Source organism: Rhizobium leguminosarum (assembly GCF_001679785.1).
Lineage (GTDB): Bacteria > Pseudomonadota > Alphaproteobacteria > Rhizobiales > Rhizobiaceae > Rhizobium > Rhizobium leguminosarum_R.
In genome coordinates, this window is the sequence record NZ_CP016286.1 from 3,674,170 (window position 1) to 3,694,260 (window position 20,091).

18 protein-coding genes, 1 tRNA gene and 2 pseudogenes are annotated in these 20,091 nt (G+C 60.8%); 8 read left to right on the forward strand and 13 right to left on the reverse strand.

The window, feature by feature from the left end; translation table 11 throughout:
* Positions 1-18 precede the first annotated feature (18 nt).
* On the reverse strand, positions 19-1,152 hold the full coding sequence (locus BA011_RS18025) for a D-alanyl-D-alanine carboxypeptidase family protein (protein ID WP_065281456.1): 1,134 nt from the start codon (positions 1,150-1,152) through the stop codon (positions 19-21).
* A 157-nt stretch (positions 1,153-1,309) separates the two neighbouring features.
* Here BA011_RS18025 and BA011_RS18030 point away from each other — a divergent pair, with 157 nt between their 5' ends.
* The 3 genes from BA011_RS18030 (at position 1,310) to BA011_RS18040 (ending at position 3,574) form a co-directional block, all read left to right on the forward strand.
* A complete protein-coding gene (locus BA011_RS18030; RefSeq protein ID WP_065281457.1) occupies positions 1,310-2,473 on the forward strand; it encodes a M20 aminoacylase family protein in 1,164 nt (387 codons plus the stop codon).
* Positions 2,474-2,527: 54 nt separating this feature from the next.
* A tRNA-Arg gene (locus BA011_RS18035) sits at positions 2,528-2,604 on the forward strand.
* A 157-nt stretch (positions 2,605-2,761) separates the two neighbouring features.
* Positions 2,762-3,574 carry a hypothetical protein gene (locus tag BA011_RS18040; protein WP_151343495.1) on the forward strand — a complete coding sequence of 271 codons (813 nt, stop codon included), beginning with the start codon at positions 2,762-2,764 and terminating at the stop codon, positions 3,572-3,574.
* Positions 3,575-3,792: 218 nt separating this feature from the next.
* Here BA011_RS18040 and BA011_RS18045 read toward each other — a convergent pair whose 3' ends face one another.
* From BA011_RS18045 to BA011_RS18060, 3 genes are all read right to left on the reverse strand, one after another.
* Positions 3,793-4,122 carry a DUF3307 domain-containing protein gene (locus tag BA011_RS18045; RefSeq protein WP_065281459.1) on the reverse strand — a complete coding sequence of 110 codons (330 nt, stop codon included), beginning with the start codon at positions 4,120-4,122 and terminating at the stop codon, positions 3,793-3,795.
* A gap of 70 nt (positions 4,123-4,192) precedes the next feature.
* Positions 4,193-4,420 carry a hypothetical protein gene (locus BA011_RS18050; RefSeq protein WP_065281460.1) on the reverse strand — a complete coding sequence of 76 codons (228 nt, stop codon included), beginning with the start codon at positions 4,418-4,420 and terminating at the stop codon, positions 4,193-4,195.
* A gap of 336 nt (positions 4,421-4,756) precedes the next feature.
* A complete protein-coding gene (locus BA011_RS18060; protein WP_065281461.1) occupies positions 4,757-5,275 on the reverse strand; it encodes a DUF2937 family protein in 519 nt (172 codons plus the stop codon).
* Positions 5,276-5,423: 148 nt separating this feature from the next.
* On the opposite strand from BA011_RS18060, the pseudogene BA011_RS45125 reads away from it, so the two are divergent.
* Positions 5,424-5,664: pseudogene (locus BA011_RS45125) on the forward strand (hypothetical protein).
* Between the two features lie 110 nt (positions 5,665-5,774).
* Positions 5,775-5,927: a hypothetical protein gene (locus BA011_RS44360; protein ID WP_167378978.1), complete on the forward strand. Its 153-nt coding sequence runs from the start codon at positions 5,775-5,777 to the stop codon at positions 5,925-5,927.
* Between the two features lie 75 nt (positions 5,928-6,002).
* Here the strand turns inward: BA011_RS44360 and BA011_RS18065 are convergent, their stop codons facing one another.
* Together BA011_RS18065 and BA011_RS18070 are read right to left on the reverse strand one after the other, a co-directional pair.
* Positions 6,003-6,293 (reverse strand): BON domain-containing protein, encoded by a 291-nt coding sequence (locus tag BA011_RS18065; RefSeq protein ID WP_026265482.1) that lies wholly within the window; start codon positions 6,291-6,293, stop codon positions 6,003-6,005.
* Positions 6,294-6,355: 62 nt separating this feature from the next.
* A pseudogene (locus BA011_RS18070) lies at positions 6,356-7,067 on the reverse strand (hypothetical protein).
* Between the two features lie 343 nt (positions 7,068-7,410).
* On the opposite strand from BA011_RS18070, the gene dxr reads away from it, so the two are divergent.
* Positions 7,411-8,601: a 1-deoxy-D-xylulose-5-phosphate reductoisomerase gene (gene dxr / locus BA011_RS18075; protein WP_065281463.1), complete on the forward strand. Its 1,191-nt coding sequence runs from the start codon at positions 7,411-7,413 to the stop codon at positions 8,599-8,601.
* A gap of 52 nt (positions 8,602-8,653) precedes the next feature.
* On the opposite strand, the gene BA011_RS18080 is transcribed toward dxr, so the two are convergent.
* The 7 genes from BA011_RS18080 to hemA form a co-directional block, all read right to left on the reverse strand.
* Positions 8,654-9,727 (reverse strand): ABC transporter ATP-binding protein, encoded by a 1,074-nt coding sequence (locus tag BA011_RS18080; RefSeq protein WP_186806455.1) that lies wholly within the window; start codon positions 9,725-9,727, stop codon positions 8,654-8,656.
* 24 nt (positions 9,728-9,751) lie between these two features.
* Positions 9,752-11,674, reverse strand: a complete 1,923-nt coding sequence (locus tag BA011_RS18085) for a glycoside hydrolase family 127 protein (protein ID WP_065281465.1) — start codon at positions 11,672-11,674, stop codon at positions 9,752-9,754.
* A 20-nt stretch (positions 11,675-11,694) separates the two neighbouring features.
* Positions 11,695-12,558 (reverse strand): carbohydrate ABC transporter permease, encoded by an 864-nt coding sequence (locus BA011_RS18090; RefSeq protein ID WP_011653757.1) that lies wholly within the window; start codon positions 12,556-12,558, stop codon positions 11,695-11,697.
* A complete protein-coding gene (locus BA011_RS18095) occupies positions 12,555-13,472 on the reverse strand; it encodes a carbohydrate ABC transporter permease (protein WP_065281466.1) in 918 nt (305 codons plus the stop codon). The genes BA011_RS18090 and BA011_RS18095 overlap by 4 nt, the downstream gene beginning before the upstream one ends.
* Positions 13,473-13,547: 75 nt before the next feature.
* The gene (locus BA011_RS18100; RefSeq protein WP_065281467.1) at positions 13,548-14,786 is read right to left on the reverse strand and encodes an ABC transporter substrate-binding protein; all 1,239 of its coding nucleotides are present in this window, start codon (positions 14,784-14,786) and stop codon (positions 13,548-13,550) included.
* 54 nt (positions 14,787-14,840) lie between these two features.
* Positions 14,841-15,818, reverse strand: a complete 978-nt coding sequence (locus BA011_RS18105; protein WP_065282588.1) for a LacI family DNA-binding transcriptional regulator — start codon at positions 15,816-15,818, stop codon at positions 14,841-14,843.
* Positions 15,819-16,178: 360 nt separating this feature from the next.
* Positions 16,179-17,393, reverse strand: a complete 1,215-nt coding sequence (gene hemA / locus BA011_RS18110) for a 5-aminolevulinate synthase (protein WP_065282589.1) — start codon at positions 17,391-17,393, stop codon at positions 16,179-16,181.
* 324 nt (positions 17,394-17,717) lie between these two features.
* Here hemA and BA011_RS18115 point away from each other — a divergent pair, with 324 nt between their 5' ends.
* The gene (locus tag BA011_RS18115; protein ID WP_065281468.1) at positions 17,718-17,975 is read left to right on the forward strand and encodes a YMGG-like glycine zipper-containing protein; all 258 of its coding nucleotides are present in this window, start codon (positions 17,718-17,720) and stop codon (positions 17,973-17,975) included.
* A 169-nt stretch (positions 17,976-18,144) separates the two neighbouring features.
* The gene (locus tag BA011_RS18120; protein WP_186806456.1) at positions 18,145-20,073 is read left to right on the forward strand and encodes an autotransporter assembly complex protein TamA; all 1,929 of its coding nucleotides are present in this window, start codon (positions 18,145-18,147) and stop codon (positions 20,071-20,073) included.
* Positions 20,074-20,091 lie beyond the last annotated feature (18 nt).

A 20,091-nucleotide genomic window follows, 5' to 3' on the forward strand; every position in this document is an offset into this window, starting at 1 on the left:
GTTATTTTACCTTAAAGCTTAAAAGGATGTCGGGCGCGGCATCGGCACCGGCACGTTGGCGATCGCGCCTGCCGTATCGCCGCGCGCCATTTTTTCGGGCTGCGCGGCCGGCTGCGGATCCTGGCCCGGAATGAGGCCTGCAAAGACGAATTGCGGATCGTGGTCCATCGGCTGGATATAGGGTGACTGCACCTTCATGCGGCCGACTTCGTCGCGCGTTTCGCTGCGCACCTTGGCGCCCTTGGCGCTGCAGATATCGGCGCTGATGTCGGTCACCTGGTCCTGCCCCGACCCATAGGGTCTCAGCGAACCTAATGTGTCGTTGCTGGCAGGTTGGGTGGTGAAACCCTTCTGCAAAAGATTTGCCGTCGCATCGGCGCGGGCTGCAAGGCTGTCGGTGCCGAGCACGACGGAGACCAGCGTGCGGCCGTTGCGCGTCGCTGACCCGATCTGGTTGAAGCCCGAAGCGCAGATGAAGCCGGTCTTCATGCCGTCTGCACCGGCGAAACGGCCGATCAGCATGTTGAGGCTCGGCACGTTCTGCTGGCCGGTGGTAAAGCCCTCCAGTGCGAAATAACCGGCATATTGCGGAAAATCGCGGCGCAGCGCCACCGTCAGCACCGCAAGGTCGCGTGCCGTCGTATACTGGCCCTTGCCGGGGAGACCGTTCGGATTGACGAAGTGCGAATCCGTCATGCCGAGCTTCAACGCCTCGCCGTTCATCCGCGTCACGAAGCCTTCCTGCGTGCCGCCGATGGCTTCGGCGACCGCGACCGTCACATCGTTGGCGGACTTCACCAGCAGGATCTTCAATGCGCTGTCGAGCGTGAGTTTCTGGCCCGGCTTGAAATACATCTTGGCGGCCGGCTGCGCGGCGGCGCGTTTGCTGATGACGATGGGCGTATCGAGGCTGATCTGACCGGCGCGGATCGCGTCGAACACGGTATAGACGGTCATCAGTTTGGTCAGCGAGGCCGGATACCATTTGCGGAAGGCTTCTTCATGCTCGAGCACACGGCCGGTCTGCACATCGACGAGAATGTGCGGATTGGCCTGGGCGAGCGGAACCGAGGCCAGGAAAACGGCAGTCGCCGCTGATACGAAAGAAAGCGGCCGCAAGGCAGCAAACAAACGGAAGTGGCTCGTCGACACGGTTCGTCCTTCGGATATCAGGAAAATCTCGAAATCTTCCCCTATTTAGCCTATATGGCTATGACATGGCAAAGGTCATTGACTAAGTAATTTCCACAGCCTCACACCCTTGTGATGCGATGAAAGATTGTCGAGATTTCATAACAGGAACGCCGATATGCCGATTTTGAACAGAGCCGCGGAGTTGCAGGACGAGGTCGCCGAATGGCGCCGCCACATCCACGCCCGGCCGGAACTCCTCTTCGCGGTGGAAAATACGGCTGCCTTCGTCGCCGAAAAGCTCAAGGAATTCGGCGTCGACGAGATCGTCACCGGCATCGGCCGCACCGGTGTCGTCGGCCTGATCAAGGGCAAGGGCGAAGGCCGCCGCACGGTCGGCCTGCGCGCCGACATGGACGCCCTGCCGCTCACCGAAATCACCGGCAAGCCCTGGGCTTCGAAGACGCCGGGCAAGATGCATGCCTGCGGCCATGACGGCCACACCGCCATGCTGCTCGGTGCTGCGAAATACCTGGCCGAGACCCGCAACTTCAACGGCAATGTCGCCGTCATCTTCCAGCCCGCAGAAGAAGGCGGCGGCGGCGGCAATCTGATGGTCAAGGACGGCATGATGGAGCGCTTCGATATCGAAGAGGTCTACGGCATGCACAATCTGCCGGGCCTGCCGGTCGGCCAGTTCGCCACCCGCAAGGGCGCCATCATGGCGGCGACCGACGAATTCACCGTCACCATCAAGGGCCGCGGCGGCCACGCCGCCCAGCCGCATAAGACGATCGACCCGATCGCCATTGGCGCCCAGATCATCGCCAATCTGCAGATGATCGCCTCGCGCACCGCCGATCCGCTGCGCTCGGTCGTCGTCTCGGTGACCAAGTTCAATGCCGGTTTCGCCCATAACGTCATTCCGAACGATGCGACCTTCGCCGGCACGGTCCGCACCCTCGACCCCGAGGTTCGCACGCTCGCCGAAACGCGGTTCCGGCAGATCATCGAGGGTCTGGTCGCGGCCCACGGCGCCGAGGCCGAAATCAGCTTCCATCGCAACTATCCCGTCACCGTCAACCACCCCGATGAGACCGAGCATGCGGTCGCCACCGCCAGCGCCATCGCCGGCGAGGCGAACGTCAACGCCGAGATCGATCCGATGATGGGTGGCGAGGATTTCTCCTACATGCTGAACGCCCGGCCCGGCGCCTTCATCTTCATCGGCAACGGCGACAGCGCCGGCCTCCACAACCCGGCCTACGACTTCAACGACGAAGCCATCACCCACGGCATCTCCTATTGGGTCTGCCTCGCCGAACAGCGCCTCGGCCTCTGACAACAATTAAGGCTTGGCTTCCCGCCAAGCCTTTTGTATGCATGGCGTGCAAGTGGTCCCGTAGCTCAGCAGGATAGAGCACCAGATTCCTAATCTGGGGGTCGCGCGTTCGAATCGCGCCGGGATCACCAATATTTTTAATTACTTAATTGCGTGCCTCCGTGTTGCATTGGGATTCCCTGCATGTCCCGGTGCTCCCCTGAGGACACGGCCAATCCGTGCAACATTCCATGCATCATGTTGCGACTCAGCTGTGCCTCTGTCAGCTTCCTTTTGCTGGAGGCACACATGGAAAATGCTCTGAATGATTTTCGCGAACTGCTAGCGGTCGAGACTGCGAAGATAGACCGAGCCATCGCGGAGGCGCACCGTGCATCGATCTCATTCCTTGCGGCAAGAGGAAACCTAAATAGCTCTGGCGGAATGATCAAGGTTACTCGAGATGCCGCAGGCACCATCCCAATGCATTGCCAAACGGCCTTCACTCTGCTTTTGAGAACGCTATCAGCTCACGGGGTCAAGGTCGATCAAAGCAACAAGGACGCCGTAACAGCGATACTCCGAGCATGGACCGAAGAGCGTTTGCTGCAGCTGAAGCGTGTCGTCAGTATAACGGCACCAATGCGCGCGAATTCTGCTCAAAGCGAGAGTTTCCTCAAAGAGATCGATGAGGCGGGCGATCTCGAAATTCGACGGATCGCTGGCGAAATTTCATTGATCGCCGCCTCTCAAGGCCGAGAGAAGCCAGATCAACAAAGTTATAACATGGTTTTCAATGGCCAGGTCGGCGTTGTGCAAACTGGTGCTGGTAGCTTTGGCATCGCGAATCAGCACATTGATCAAGGTGCGTCGGAAGCCCTCACTGCAGCCCTCTCAAAGATCCATGCTCTGGCAACGCAGGACGATAGCCCGCAGCGCAACGATGTGTTGGAGCTTGTGGCGGACGCTCAGTCGGAATTGGCGAAAGAGAAGCCGAACCCTTTCAAACTAAGATCGCTGGTTTCTGGCTTGGGGGATGCTCTCAGCATGATGCCTAAGCTGAAAGAGGGGTACGAAGTGTTGAAGTGGGCCGGCACGTTGGTGGGCGTGAGTTTGCCTTGAGATTTCCAAATGCCTGTAAGTGATGACCAGCGAGGATGAAGAGCGCGGTACTTGATATGCGCGCTCCTCTCCTTCGATCATGTCGTCAGGCGGCAGGTCACGGCCAGAACATCCATATCATCGCGAGTACAACGCAGACGCAAATGACCAGCAGCGTGCCGCGCTCGATCTTCCCGCTCATAACCGCCACCATCCTGGTAGAGATGCCAGACCGAACGTTAGCGCCACCAGAGCGAGATAGACGCACCATGCGAGAGCGTTGCGAACAAGATGAGGTAGGCGAGCCAGATGGCCTTGCAGGTGATGTCTAAGGCCTGGTCTTGGGCGAAAGTCGTCTTCCCCCTCACCTTCGCCTCGTCGATCGTCGTGTGTGCCAGCCATTCGAGAAGACCTAGCCACATGTTACCCGTGACCACTGCGACGCCGGCGCCTTGAATGCCGGAGTGAGCGATCAGGTGATAAACGCGCAGCGGGCCTGATTGTTTGGCGTCGGAGAGGAACTGGCCCTGCAGGGGATAATCGAGAAGCCAATGGACGGCGAGGAGCATTAGCGTGGTTGGCCGCAGCGTTCTTGCCGGTCATGAGCCGTCGCTTTGGCCAGCCTGTGCTGAATTGCGACTAGTATGTGATCATGTCCGAGTAGTCGACGTAGATCTCTCCGATCTGGTTGCCGTTCTCGTCGTTGATCTCTTCAAATCCGTCCTGGAAGTCATCCTTTTCAAGCCGGTCAGCCACGGATCGGAGCAGAGCAGCCGCCTGCTTGTTCACCAAGGCCTGCATTGGGCCGGTCAAGTTCAGTTCGATATCGAGCTTAAGAACCGTTACCGCCTCTTCGTTGTCGTTCATTAGATGCCCTCTGTTCGCTCTTCGGGAGCATATAAGAGGCGCAACCGCGTGAGGACAAGCGAGGCGAGATGGAAAACCCCGCCGACCGGTTAAGGTGACGGGTTGTAGTTGGTTGCGGAGGGACGATTTGAACCTTAGGCCTCTTGGCTACGAGCCAAGCGAACTACCGGGCTGCTCTACTCCGACTTCAATTGCTGCCCTCGCCATCTCCTGGTGACGATCGGTTCCCTGAGGGGATCGATGACCCCCGCCGAAGTTTGGCGGGGTCATTTCAGCGCAAAGCTTGGCTGATATCATTACGTTCCGGGGCCAGTACCACGTTCGCCACCGATTGGTTCACCGCACCTGACGATGGACTCGCCGCGTCCTCGTGACCCGCCGCGCACCCAATCCCAGCAGCGCCGCCACGACCCAGCCACTGACAAAACCAATCGCGCCCCAGACAAGACCCGCAAAACTGACGGGCACGCCGGGCACGAAGTCGCGCCAGGTATTGGCGAAAACGACGTCATCCGCATTCCGTAGCAGCACGAACGGCTTGGCCACGGGGGCGGCGGTGCTGAAGTGGAGTTGCTGCGACAGCAGCGTTTCGTAACGCGAGATCGTACTCTGCATCGAGACGCCGCGGTCACGCAGGAAATCGTCGGATGATTGCGCATAGGTGTTCAGCGCCTGCTGGCGATCGAGATGGTGCTCGGCGGCTTGGCGGTTGAAATCCTCGACGATAACGCGCAATTCGTCGATCGCGCCTCCGATCCGCTGGCGGTATTGCTGCGCAAATTCCGGTGCCTGCGAAAACACCGCGCCGCCGGCAAGCCCGGCGACGATGGTGATGATCCTTGCAATCGGTCCCATGATCGATGCCTCCGGCTATCCCCTTGCGCTAACGATCCGGCGCACCAAAGGTTTCTGCCTTCGACATAATCGATAAGCCTATGTGATTGAACCGACGGCTTCCGGCGAGTTGATGCCGTGACCAACTCAGAAAATAGAGGCGCTCGTCATGAAACGGTTTGTCCTGGCCTGCACGCTCGCTGCTGCGTCCATCTTTTCCGCAATGCCGTCCCAGGCGGCAAGTGTGACCATCACCACGGATGATGCGCGTCCCTATTATCGTCATTTGGAACGGCCCTACTACCGCCATCACATGAGGGCGCCACGTTTCCCGCGAGTGCTTCACCAAGACGGAAAAGATCCGCCGCCACGGCCACACGGTCATCAAGGAAACCCAGGTCTGCCAATAAGGCAATCGATGCAGGAAAAGCCTGGCTGATCGGCCGGACTTTTCATCTGATTTCGACATGAGGAACTTCGCCATATCAGCCGCGTTTACCGCGAAACAGGAGTATTCATCATGCGTCTCAAGATGACTCTTTTGACAATCGCCTATGTCGCCGTCAGTGTCCTGCTGCTCGCCATCGCCTACCAGCCGCAGGGGTCGGTCGCGGCGCAGAAAACGGATCGTCTGGCCGGCTCGTCCTTCCTCGTCGAACGGTTCGCCGGTTGATCGGCGGCTTATAGGCGACAATGTGGAAACAGTTCTCGCCCGGCAAGCTCCGGGCTCGGAGCGGCCCGCCGCTGGTTAATGCGTACCGTCGAGCGACGATCCGCCGAGCAGGATCCGGTTCTGCACTGCATGCACACCCTCGACCGCCTTGGCGACCGCAGTTGCCCGTTCGATTTCGCCTACCGTGCCGACGGTGCCGCTCAACACGATCTGATCGTTCTCCATCGTCACCTCGACATCGGAGGCGTCGATGCCGCCGGCGATCGCCAGGGCATTGGCAACGGCCGCTTCGACCGATGCGCGATTGGCGATCTCGATCTCCATCTCGGGTTCGAGCCCGTGAAATGTCTGCTCCTTGAAAACCATGATCCGTTCCTCCGTGAAAACCTCGTAGGAAACGCTGCTCAGCGGACTTTGGTTCACCACCGCTACCAGTTGACGCGATAGCGGAGATTGACGCTGCCCGCCTCACCTCCTGAAAATGGATTGCTCACCGACGCATCGAGATTGAGGTTCGGCAGAATGGCCTGGCTGACCCCCACCGTGCTCGAGAAGTCGCCGCTCGCATTGCTGACGCCTGTCCCTGCCGAAAGCGCGGTTCCCGTCCAGGGATGAATCAGCTTCAGCGCCTGCGATGCCGTTACCGAAGCCTGCCGGGCCTCGACCGCGTCATATTGCACGCTGATGGATCGGCTCGATTGCATGTCGAGCGAATCGGACAGGATCCAGCTGCGCGAGCGGCTGAGGGTCAGCGCGCCGCTGCCGCGCAGCGTATCGACGCTGACGCTGGCACCCCGCTCTGACCGGCCTGCCGGGGTAACGCTCGTCCTGGTGATCCTGCCCCAAAGCATTGCCTGTTCGGAATCGGGCAGCAGCGCTCCGCCTTTGGTCGAGGCCAGCGCGATGTCGGCGCCAGCGCTCGTTTCCCATTCCGCCGGCAGGCGAAAACCCACCGTCGCCTTGTAGGACCGGTCCGAAAGCTTGGCAGGCGACCAGATCAACAGGTCGTCCGCCTTCGCTGCGGCTGTGAGCGAGGGTAGGATGGCGAAAAAGATGCATACTAATTTGAATGTCGTCATGAAGTTCAGAACGTTTTGACCTGTCACAGGGCTGCGGCGCGGAGTGGACGCAGCAGCGCATATGAAAGCGTTCGCGACGAACGCAGCAATGAGATCACGGCCAAGCCGCGATAGAGATCACGGCCAAGCCGTCCATCCCGGTTTCATCCTCGATTTAATGTATGGCCCAAAGGCCGGCGGCACCGAGTGCCTGTTCTTCGATGGACGCCACAGCGCCCCGACTTGCCATGCGACCGTGACCGGCCGCAGCGGAAGCGATTCCGTCAGCAATGTTATAAGGATCACATCCGGCGGCCGCTCTGTAAACCCCTCAAGGGTTGAAATCTGCTGCACCGCACACTTGCCGCCCCCTCCAAAGCCTAGTAGAGCCTGAGCCTACGAGAGAAATTTTCGCGAAATACCACATGATAACCGGCAAAAGCGCGCCGCGGCGCCTCAGCATCTTCGGTTCGACGGGTTCCATCGGCCAGAATACACTCAATGTCGTCGATCACCTGGGCGGACGGGAGAACTTCGAAATCTCCGTACTGACAGGCAACAGCAATGTCGAATTGCTGGCTCGACAGGCGAAATTATCCGGCGCGCGGCTGGCAGTGACGGCAAATGACCGCCATTACGAATCACTGAAGAGCGAACTTTCCGGCAGCGGCATCGCGGTCGCTTCGGGAAAATCCGGCCTGATGGAAGCCGCCGACCGCGAAGCCGACTGGGTCATGGCGGCCATCGTCGGCACTGCGGGCCTGGCGCCGACCCTTGCCGCCGCCCGCCGCGGCGCCGATATCGCCCTTGCCAACAAGGAATGCCTGGTCTCGGCCGGCGATCTCTTTATCGCAGCGATCCGGGCGGGCGGCGGCAAGCTGCTTCCGGTCGACAGCGAACACAACGCGATTTTCCAGGTGTTGGAAGAGAACCAGCGCCACGCCGTCGAGCGTGTCATCCTCACGGCGTCGGGCGGCCCCTTCCGCACCGCCTCGCTGCGTGACATGGCTAATGTGACGGTGGAAACCGCGCGCGCCCACCCGAATTGGTCGATGGGATTGAAGATCTCGATCGACAGCGCCTCGATGTTCAACAAGGCGCTGGAGATGATCGAAGCCCGGCACCTTTTCAGCCTCAGACCCGAACAGATCGAGGTCATCTTCCATCCGCAATCGATCATCCACTCTATGGTCGGCTATACAGATGGGTCGGTGCTGGCGCAGCTCGGCGCGCCCGATATGCGCACCGCCATCGGTTACGCCCTGTCCTTTCCGCGCCGGCCGAACCTGCCGGTCGAGCGGCTGGATTTCGCCAAGCTCGCCAGGTTGGATTTCGAGGCGCCGGATGAGGTGCGGTTTCCGGCGCTGCGGCTCGCGCGCCTGGCGATGACGCGCGGCGGTGTCCAGGGCGCGGTGCTGAACGGCGCCAAGGAAGTGGCGCTCGAAGCCTTCATCGAAGGGCAGCTCTCCTTCCTCGCCATGGCCGAGGTCACCGAAAGGGTCATGGACGATCTGGCCGGCCTGCCGCCGGCTTCCGGCATGGACGATGTCTTCGCCGCCGACAGGGAAGCCCGGCAAAGGGCGGCGGAGCTCATGACACTAGCGATTGCTGAGTGAAGTTCGGACGGGCCGCCGAGTGGTCGTCCGCTTGTGAGCGTGACTGCCGCGATTAGCGCAACCGGTTCCCACCCTCGTCGAACAACCGGCAATCCGACGGTTCAAACAGCAGGCTCACCTGCTCGCCCGCTGCAATACTGATCGGTGACCGATGCTCGACGGTCAGCGACTGGCCATCGGCAAGCTGGCAATAGAGATATTGCGTTCCCCCGAGATACTCCGAAAAATCCACCCTGGCCGTCAGGCTGCCCGATAGATCGGATGCCACCTTCAGATGCTCCGGCCGCAGGCCGAGCGTCACCGCGCCACCAACCGGCCTGTCCGCCGGCGGCAGGCCGCTTTCGATCTGCCGGCCGGCGACTTCGACCAGGACGCCCTCACCCCAGCGGGCGTTGAGCAGATTCATCCTTGGCGAGCCGATGAAGCCCGCCACGAAGGTATTCGAGGGATTCTCGTAGATTTCCCGCGGCGTTCCCGCCTGTTCGACGCGGCCGTCGCGCAGCACGACGATCTTGTCGGCGAGCGTCATCGCCTCCGTCTGGTCGTGCGTGACATAGATCATCGTGTTGCCGAGTTCGCGGTGAAGGCGGGCGATCTCGATGCGCATCGAAACGCGCAGTTCCGCATCGAGATTGGACAGCGGCTCGTCGAACAGGAAGACATCAGGCTTGCGCACGATCGCCCGGCCGATCGCCACACGTTGCCGCTGGCCGCCGGAAAGCTGTCCCGGCCGCCGGTCGAGAAGATGGTCGATCTTCAGGATTGCGGAGGCGGCCTTGACGCGCGTCTCTATCTCCGCAGCATTGGTGCGCGCCATCTTCAAGCCGAAGGCCAGATTGTCGCGCACGCTCATATGCGGATAGAGAGCGTAGGACTGGAAGACCATGGCGATGCCGCGCTCGGATGGATCGAGATCGGTGACAACACGTCCCTTGATCTCGACCTCCCCGTCGGTCACGTCTTCCAGGCCGGCGATCATGCGCAGAAGCGTCGATTTTCCGCAGCCGGAAGGGCCGACGAAGACGACGAATTCACCCTCCGCGATCGTCAGGTCGATCCCGTGGACCACCTGCAGATTGCCATAGCTTTTTCGCACGCCCTGGAGCACGACGCTCTTGTTACCCATACCGTTCGTCATCCCCAAAAAGACCTATCTGTCCGACTGGACCCAGACGAGCATCTCTCCGGGCGCGCGGTTGTCCCAGAGATGATAGGGCACGAAACGCGCGGTGGCGACCTGCCTTTCGGCCGGCGTCTTGCGGTAGAGCGCTGTTCCCCAGTTCGATGTCTCCTCGCGCTCGACCTTAAGATCGAGGGCGACGGCATCATTGAGATCCTTCAGCACGACAGTTTCGCCCGTGGAGAGCTCACGCGGCAGGACGATGGCATTGAGGTCTTCGCCATTGTCCGTCGTTTCCAGACAATAGACCAGCGGGCCGCGCATCAATGCGACGCGGCCGGCATCCTGGCGCACCTTCGGGTTGGCATATTGCGGGCGAAGCGCCAAAGGCAGGTAAAGGGCGACACGGTCGCCTGCGGCCCACTCACGATCGATCCTGGCATATCCGTCGTGCATATTGGCGTTGAGATCGAGCATCTCTCCATTGACGCTGAGGGTTGCGCCTTCAGCCCAGTCCGGAATGCGTAGCGACAGCGCAAACCGCGCCGGTTTTTCCAGCCTGGTGGTAAAGGCGACCGCACCTTCCCACGGATAGTTGGTGGTCTGCTCGACTTCCACCTCGGCGCCGTTGGCAAGCTTCAGCCGCGCGGTGCTCTCGCCATAGAGGTGCACGGCGATCTCATTGTCCGAAACGGCGTACATGTAGGAGCCGATCGAGGTCACCAGCCGGGCGATGTTGGGCGGGCAGCAGGGGCAATGGTGCCACTTCCACCGGTGGTGCTTGCCGGCACTTTCGAGCGGATTATCATAGAAGAAGGTCTTGCCGTCCGTCGAAAGCCCCGGCAGCGCGCCGTTGTAAAGCGCCTGCTCCATGATGTCGGCATAGCGCCGATCCGGACCGCGGCCGAGCATGCGGCTCGCCCAGAACACCAGCCCGACCGAGGCGCAGGTCTCCGCATAAGCGGTATCGTTCGGCAAATCGAAGTAATCGGTAAAGCCTTCGTTGGAGGCAGCCGGCCCGATGCCGCCGGTGATGTACATCTGCTTGGTCGTCAGATCGTCCCAGAGCGTTTCCAGCGCTGCCGTCAGGCCGTCGTCCTTGTATTCGGTGGCGATGTCGGCCATGCCCGAATAGAGGTACATGGCGCGCACGGCGTGGCCGACGACCTTTGTCTGCGCGCGCACCGGCTGGTGCGCCTGCGCATATTCATAGGTCTTCTGGTGGTACTCGGAGACATCGCGCCCATCGCGCCTTGCCTCGGCGGTGAAGAAATGCGGTTCGGTGCCGCGTTCGTCGATGAAGTATTTCGACAGCTCGAGATATTTCTTCTCATCCGTCACGCGGGCGAGCTTGACCAGCGCCAGCTCGACTTCCTCATGGCCGCAATAGCCTGAAATCTGGCCTTCGCCATGGCCGAAAATCTTGATCATGTAGTCGGCATAGCGGCACATGATGTCGAGCAGCTTGCGTTTGCCGGTCGCCTGAAAATAGGCGACGGCAGCTTCCATCAAGTGGCCCGCGCAATAGAGTTCGTGATGGTCGCGCAGGTTGGTCCAGCGGCGGTTCGGCTCGACGCGCTGGAACCAGGCGTTCAGATAACCATCCTCGTCCTGCAGCTTCTCATACATGTCGATGATCTCGTCGGCGCGCGCCTCAAGCTTCGGGTTTGGCCGGCGATAGAGCGAATAGGCGATCGTCTCGATCGACTTGCCGAGGTCGGAATCCCAGAACATCTGCGTCGTCCCGCCCCATGGCTGAATGGGAATGACGACCCCGGGGCTCGGCTGGTCGACGTCGATCGCCTTGAGCATGCCGGCCTCGACGCAGCGGTCGAGCAGGGTCTCGGCAGTGGAATTGCAGACGGCGTCCTGCCATTTGCCCCAAAAGCCGCCGAGCTCCACATCGGGAACGGCGACGGGACGAAACTGGCGGTCATTGCTTGGTTTGTTCATGGGGTCCACTTTCTCTAAGATCATTTCACCGCGCCGGCCATCAGCCCGCGCATGTAGTAGCGTTGCAGGAGCAGGAAGACGATCAGGCAGGGGATCGTCATGACGACGACACCGGCCTGGACCGCTCCCCAATTGATGGCGCCGAGCCGTCCGGCGCGAACCGCCGTCATCAGCACCGGCAGGGTGTATTTCTCATTGCTGGAGAGCAGCACGAGTGCGGCGAGAAACTCGTTCCAGGCATTGAGGAAGGCAAAGATCGCAACCGTGGCGACGCCCGGAAGCACCAGCGGCAGGAGAACGCGGACCAGGAGCCTGAGGTCGCGCGCCCCGTCGATGCGCGCGGCCTCTTCGATCTCCTTCGGCACGGCATCGAAGGCATTGCGCATCATGAAGACCGAGAAGGGCAGTTGCAGCGTCACATAGACGAGCGTCAGCCCAAGCAGCGAATTGTTGAGGCCGAGCTTTGCAAGGATGATGAAGAGCGGCGTCAGGATCGATTGGAACGGGATCATCAGCGTCGCGATGATCAGCACGAAGAGCGCATTCTTCATCGGGAATCGATAGCGCGAGAAGCCGTAACCGGCGAGCAGGCTGACGGCGACGGTGAGCACCACGGTGGCGACCGAAACGAACAGCGAATTGATCATGTGCCGCCAGATGCCGGCGCCGAACGTATCGAGCAGCGCGTAGGAATCGATGCTGACGCCGGATATCGGCCATGGCGGCAAGGGCGGCAGGCTGGCCTCCGTGCCATGCCGGAAGGACGACAACAGCGTGATCACGAAGGGGGCGAGAAAGAAGATCGAGATAGCGATGCCGGTCAGATGATAGGCCGACTTCGTCCGGATGGCCTTGCGCGCGCGGCGTTCCCTTGAGGTGGTCATGGGCGCTCCTCCCCGACACGAAGCAGCCAGAGCTGCACGATACTGATCGCCACCAGGATGGCGAGAAGTACGATCGAGAGTGCTGCGCCATAACCGAGATTGAACGACACGAAGGACTGATTGAAGATGTAATAGACCACCGAGATCATCTTGTTCTGCGGCCCGCCCGACGTCATGATGTAGAACTGGTCGAAGGCGAGGATCGAACCGGTGACGGAGACGATCAGCGCCAGCGCGATCGTCTTGCGCATCAGCGGCAGCGTCAGATGCCGGAAACGCTGCCAGCGGCCGGCGCCGTCGATGCGGGCGGCCTCCGTCAGCTCGGACGGAATGGCCTGAAGCCCGGTCAAAAGAATGATCATGGTGAAGCCGGCGATCTTCCAGACGACCATCACCACGATCGTCAGAAAGGCGGTGTCGAAGGTCGCAAGCAGATTGGGGCTCTTTTCGACGAGGCCGAGCGCCTTCAAGGCCGGGCCGATGAAGCCGCTATCGACATTGGCGAGCCAGACCCACAGCAGCGAGGCTGTGGCAAGACCGACCACGACGGGCAGGAAGATGATCGTCCGGTAGGCGCCGACGAACTGCCGTTCCTTTTCGACGAAGATCGCCAGCGGAAAGGCGATCGCGAAGATCGCGATGGTGACCATCACGGTGTAATAGGCCGTGAAATTCAGCGCCGTCATGAAACGGGTATCGTTGGCCATGCGGAAATAATTGTTGAAGCCGATCCAGCGTGACGCCCCCATCAGCGGCCAGTTGTGAAGGCTCATCCATCCGGTGAAGAGAACCGGCATGATGAAGAAGACGATGACCAGCGCCATGGCCGGCGCGATGTAGACGAGGCCGCGCCAGTTCGATCTGCGCCGTCGCCTGCGCCGAGGCAATAGAATCTCTGAACCGGAACCGGTCATCAAAACGCTCCGCATCTGTCGAGTGGGATTGGCCGGGAAGCTGCCACCGCTCCCCGGCCGCGGCCGAGGGAGAGTTTACTGGCCGCTATCGATGATCGATTGCATTTCCGATTGCGCACTCGAAAACGCGCCGTCGACGTCGTCGCCGAAGATCGCGGCGTTGGTGAAGCTGGCCCATGGCCCGTTTGCGCTGTTGATCAGGTCGTTGAATTGCAGCGTATAGGGGGTCTTGGCCACACCGATGGCTTTCAGGCCGACCTGCATGCGTGGATCGAGGCCCTCAAGCACCTTGTCGGCGATATCGCCGCGCGTCGGCAGGCTGCCATACTTCGCCATGATCTTCTGGCCGTCCATCGAATACACATATTCGAGGAACTCCTTCACCGCGTCGATCTTCTTCGTGCCCTTGGTGATGACGAAGTTGTCGCCGCCGGCAAAGGACGAAGGCTTCCCGTCGACGCCAGGAATGAGCGTCACGCCGAAGTTGATATCAGGATGCTCGGTCACCAGCGTGCCGATGGCAAAGGCGCCAAGGCTCTGCTGGCCGATCTTGCCGTTGGTGAAGGTCAGGAAGTTCGCGCCGTTGTCGCTGGCGGCTCCCGCCGGCACGAGGTCCTTCTTGATCATGTTGCGGTAGATATCGACGGCCTTGCGCATCTGAGGCGTATCGAGCGTCGCCGTCTTGCTGTCGGCCGACAGGATATCCGCGCCCGCACCCCAGACGAGCGGCGTGAAGGTGAAGATCATGCAGCCGCCGCAGCCGCCGCCGGAGAAATAAAAGCCGTAGGTGTCCTCACCCAGCGCCCGGATCTTCTCGGCATTGGCGGTAATTTCGTCCCAGCTCGCCGGTGCCTTTTCCGGGTCGAGACCGGCCTTCTTGTAGAGATCCTTGTTCCAGGCAAAGACGGAGGTCTCGACCGACAGCGGCAGGCCGTAGATCCGGTCCTGATAGGTGCCGAGGCGAACATGCGATGGCGAAAGCGAGTTGAAATAGGGCAGAGACTTTGCCCAGTCCGTCAGGTCTTCGAGCTGACCGGCCGCGGCAAAGGCCGGATTATAGATGAGATCCATCGACAGGGCGTCCGGCGCCTGTCCGCCGGCGATTGCCGTCGCGTATTTCTGCACGAGTTCGGAGAACGGCACCTCGGTCATCACGACCTTGTTCTCGTGACCGGAATTATAGGCTTCGACGACCTTCTTGAAGGCGTCGCCGATCCCCGTGCGCACCCACATTTCGACATTTTCGGCAGCCGACGCGGCCGACACCAGACATAAGGTAGCGATGCTGGTCGCAGCCAATAGACGCTTGATCATGACACTCCTCCCGATATGGCGCATCTCCTCGCGCCTTTGCTCATTCTCTTGGTCTCATTCCTTGGGGGCTTTACCCCCGCATGACTGCCGGACGATCAGCCGGCACGGCAATTTCCTCACTCCCGGTTCGACAGGCCGTCCTTCCGCAAGCGCAAGCACCGTCAATCCGGCTTGCCGCCCGAGCTCCTTCAGTTCCATGTCCACCGTCGTCAGCGGCGGCCGCGTCTGGGCCGCGACAATCTCCCAATTGTCGAAGCCGATGACCGAGACGTCCTGCGGCACCTTGACGCCGCGCTCGCGCAACGCATCCACCGCACCGCGGGCGATCTGGTCGTTGCCGCAGAAGAGCGCATCCGGTTTTTCTCCCGGTCTCTTCCAAAGCTGATCGACCGCCTCATGCCCCCAGCTTTCCGCCCAGACGCCGTAGAGCACCGGCTCGCGGTGACCGGCCACCTCGTGATAGGCGCCGGCACGTTCCCGCACCGAGAAGAACTCCTCCGGCCCGGTGATGTGCGCAATCCGCCGCCGTCCGATCTTCACGAGCCATTCCACCGCCAGTCTCGCACCCTGTTCGTCGTCCGACCGGAAGGTGACGCTGTTCTGCGTCCCCTCCGTGAATGCGTAGACGACAGGCACATGCAAATTCGACAGATCGACAGGCAGGCGCCGATCCAGGCGTTTTCCCGTCGCGATAATGCCGTCGACCTGTTTGTCCAGCATCGCGTCGACGTGGATCTGGGCGAGCGCCGGATCGTCTTCGATGGCGCACAGGAAGACCGAAACGCCGTGGTCGACGAGAGCATCCGAGATGCCCGCCATGACAGGCAGCGTGAAACGGCCGTAAGTATCGTTCGTCAGCAGCCCGATGGTGAAGCTGCGCTTGCTGAGAAGACCTCTCGCCAGCGCATTCGGCCGGTATCCGATCTCGGTGGCTATCCGTTTCACCCGTTCGCGTGTTTCCAACCCCATCCGGCCGGTATCATTGAGAGCCTTCGACGCCGTCGAGATGCTCACCGCGGCAGCCGCCGCCACCTCGTGGATGGTGATCCTGCCTCTTTTTCCTCCCGAGATATTCAGAACGTCCTCCTTCTGAAGTGATCTGAGAAAAGCTTTTACCAATCCTTATGTCAAGTGAGAAAAGGTTTTCTCATGCGACACTAAAGCTCGGATCGGCAACACAGTTGCGGCAGGAGGCAAGCACAGGGAAAAGATCCATGCGCATCGGTCAGGCCGATTGGGATGTGTCATCGGTGCTAGGACCAAGCGCAGAGCCGATGATCCTGGGCGGGCAAGGGAGGTTTGCAGAGCGCCTTGCGGGAGCAGGACCGATCGCTGTCAGAGCCTCCAGTGGAGGCCCTGAATTACGGTTCGAACCGAGCGATCATCGAAAAATCAGGCGACATGCCTTGCGAGCGCGCAGCGCGACCAGAGCGAATGCAGCGCCTCGACCAGATGGGCGATATCGGCGTCGGAATGCAGCGGTGTCGGTGTGATGCGCAGGCGCTCCGTCTTCTTCGGTACAGTGGGATAGTTGATCGGCTGGACATAGACGCCGCAATTGTCGAGCAGCAGATCGGAGATCCATTTGCATTTCGCCGCATCGCCGACCAGCACCGGCACGATATGGCTCGGATTGGGCATATGGGGAATGCCACGCTGATCGAGCAGCGCTCTCAGCTTGCGGACACGATCCTGATGGCGGGCGCGCTCGAACTGGCTGACCTTCAGGTGCTGGATCGAGGCGACGGCGCCGGCGGCAAGTGCCGGCGGCAGCGCCGTGGTGAAGATGAAGCCGGAGGCAAACGAGCGGATGAAATCGCAAAGCGCCGTCGAAGCGGCGATATAACCGCCCATCACCCCGAAAGCCTTGCCGAGCGTTCCTTCGATGACGGTCAGCCGATCCATCAGCCCTTCGCGCTCGGCGATGCCGCCGCCGCGCGGGCCGTACATGCCGACGCCATGCACTTCGTCGAGATAGGTCATCGCGCCATATTTGTCGGCGAGGTCGCAGATCTCCTGGATCGGGGCGATATCGCCATCCATCGAATAGACGCTTTCGAAGGCGATCAGCTTCGGCGCCTTCGGATCGGCGGCCTTGAGCTTGGCTTCGAGATCGGCCACGTCATTGTGCTTCCAGATCACCTTGTCGCACTTGGCATAACGGATGCCCTCGATCATCGAGGCATGGTTCAGTGCGTCGGAGAAGATGATCAGGCCGGGGATCTTGGCGCCGAGCGTGCCGAGCGCCGCCCAGTTGGAAACATAACCCGAGGTGAAGATCAGCGCTGCTTCCTTGCCATGCAGGTCAGCGAGCTCACGCTCGAGCATGACGTGATGGTGGTTGGTGCCAGAAATATTCCGGGTGCCTCCCGCACCCGCGCCACAGTGGTCGATGGCGTTCTTCATCGCCTCGATCACCTTCGGATGCTGGCCCATGCCGAGATAGTCGTTGGAGCACCAGACCGTGACTTCCTTTTGGCCATCCGCGGTGTAACGCGTCGCGCGGGGGAAATTGCCGCGGTGACGTTCGAGATCGGCAAAAACGCGGTAACGGCCCTCGGTATGAAGCCCGTTCAGCTCGTTTTTGAAAAACGCTTCGAAATCCATCATATGCTCCAGTATCGCGCGGATGTTCTTGATGAATGGACGTCCGCGCGTCAATGCTTACCCTTTGCTTTAACATCAACTGCGGCAAAAGGCCCAGATTTTTGAATGATTCCAGATAAAAAATATGCGAGCCGCGATCAGCGAAATTGATGCCGCAGAAGGCAGCCGAGTTTGCGGACCGCGCAAAAGGCGACGACGGCCTGATCGCAAAAAAATCGGCGCGGCGGTGGACAACCCTTTCTTCCGACATAGTTTTCGGTCTAGCCTGACAAAAAATAAAAGGGACGGCCTTTGCCCGTTGGGCAACAACCTCGGAGAGAAAAGATGAAGAAAGTTGTCATACTCGCATTGATCGGCCTGTCGATCGCAAGCTGCACACCGACGCAGCAGGGCGCCGGCATCGGCGCTGCATCAGGCGCCGTCATCGGCGGCGCAGTCACCGGCAACGTCCGTGGCGCGGCAGTCGGCGCCGCTATCGGCGGCGTGTCCGGCGCCCTCATCGGCAGCGTCGCCGAACAGCCCGGCCAGTGCTACTATCGCGATCGTTACGGTCGCCGCTACATCGATACCTGCCCGCGCTGAGAACGTTCAGGAACCGGCAGATTCAGGAAATCCCGGACACAGTTCCGGGATTTTTTGTGCTAAATTAGTGCGTTGGCAATTTAAAATGGTACACCCCGCGCGATTTTGTCGCTAAGCTGTTCACGGCTGGGCAACGAAGCTTCATAGTAGGCGTAACCAAAAGCGGCGGATGCGGATTAGAGGGACAGGTCCGAAAACAGGTACTGCGTATCGGCGAACAGGCACCATGATGGTGGTCGCAGCGGCAGCTGCGTTCTCACCGGTCCTGATCGGCGACGCTTACGCCTTCAAGCTTTTCGGCATTACCATTTTCGGCAAAGAGGAAGACGAAGGCGAACAGGTGCCCGATCCGGTGCGCTATCAGGTCGATCTCAAATCCGATACCGCCGATCCCGACCTCAAAGAAGCGCTGGAAAACAGTTCCCGTCTCGTCAGCGACCAGAAGCAGCCGGTTTCCGGCGATCTTGGCATCGTCGTCAAGGCGCGCGACGACCGGGAGCGGCTGATCGCCACTCTGTATGAAAAGGCCCGTTATGGCGGCCTGGTGACGATCACCATCGACGGCAAGAATATCGACGACCTGCCGCCCAATCCGACATTCGACCGGTCAGGGCCGATCCCCGTCACCGTCGACATTGCTCCCGGCCCGGTTTTCAAGGTCAGGGAGGTCCAGTTCGGCGGCGATGCCGCAAACCATAATCCCGCCGATTACGATCTCGCCCCGGGCGCTGAGGCCGGCTCGCTCGCCATCATCAAGGCCGGCGACAGAATAGTCGAACAATTGAAGAGCGAAGGCCGGCCCTTCGCGAAGTTGACCGAACGCAAGGTCGTTGCCGATCACAACAGCGATACCGTCGATATCGTCCTTGCTGCCGAGGGCGGTCCCGTCGCCCCGATCGGCGAAGTCGGCGTCACCGGCGAAAAGACCGTCAAGCCGGCTTTCATCCAGCGTTATTCCCGGCTGAACAAAGGCGAGGCCTATTCCCCGGAAACGCTGAAGAAGGCCGGCGAGCGCCTTCGCGCCCTCGGCGTCTTTTCAAGCGTCACCATCCACCAAGGCGATGCGCTGGCATCCGATGGCACGCTGCCGATGACGATCGAGGTTTCCGAAGGCAAGAGGCGCTACTTCGGCGTCGGCGCGCAATATTCCACCACCGACGGCTTCGGTGTTCAGGGCTATTGGGGCCACCGCAACCTGTTCGGCGAAGCCGAAACGCTGAGGATCGAGGGATCGGTCTCCAGGCTTGGCGAAACGACGGATGTCGGCAGCCTCGACTATTCCGCCGGCATCCTCTTCACCAAGCCCGGCGCCTTCTTCCCCGCCGCCACCCTGAAGGCCGGCATCGTCGCCAAGACCGAAAATCCGGATGCCTATAACGCCACACTCGTCACCGCCTCGCTCGGCCTTTCCTACGAACTGACCGACCAGGACACGATCTCCGCGAGCGGCGAAGTCAGCTGGGAGCGCGACGACGACGCCTTCGGCACGAACGACTATCTGACCTTCACCTTGCCGATCCAATATGATCGCGACGCACGCGACGACAAATTCAACCCGACGGAGGGTTATCGCGCGACGCTTTCGGCAAAGCCCGGCTACGAGATCTTCAACGCCACGCCCTATGCAGCATTCGAGGGCTCGATCTCCGGCTATCTGCCGTTCGGCCAGGAAGACGGCGTGGTGCTTGCCGGCAAGGTTGCCGCCGGCGTCCTGATCGGCGGCGACAGCATTGGGGACATTCCCGCCACGCAGCGCTTCTTTGCCGGTGGTGGCGGCTCCGTGCGCGGATACAGCTATCAGGAAATCTCGCCCTATAACGACAATGGCGATCCCACCGGCGGCCGCTCCTATGTGACCGGTTCGCTGGAGGCCCGCATCAAGATCACCGATACGATCGGCATCGTGCCCTTCATCGACGTCGGCACCGTATCGGACAGCACCATTCCGGGTTTTTCCGATATCCGCGCCGGCGCCGGCGCCGGAATACGATATGCAACGCCTTTCGGCCCGCTGCGGCTTGATTTTGCCGTGCCGCTGAACAAGTACGAAGATGGCACAGATTACGGAATCTACGCCGGCATCGGCCAATCCTTCTAGGATTGCCGATTCCGCTCG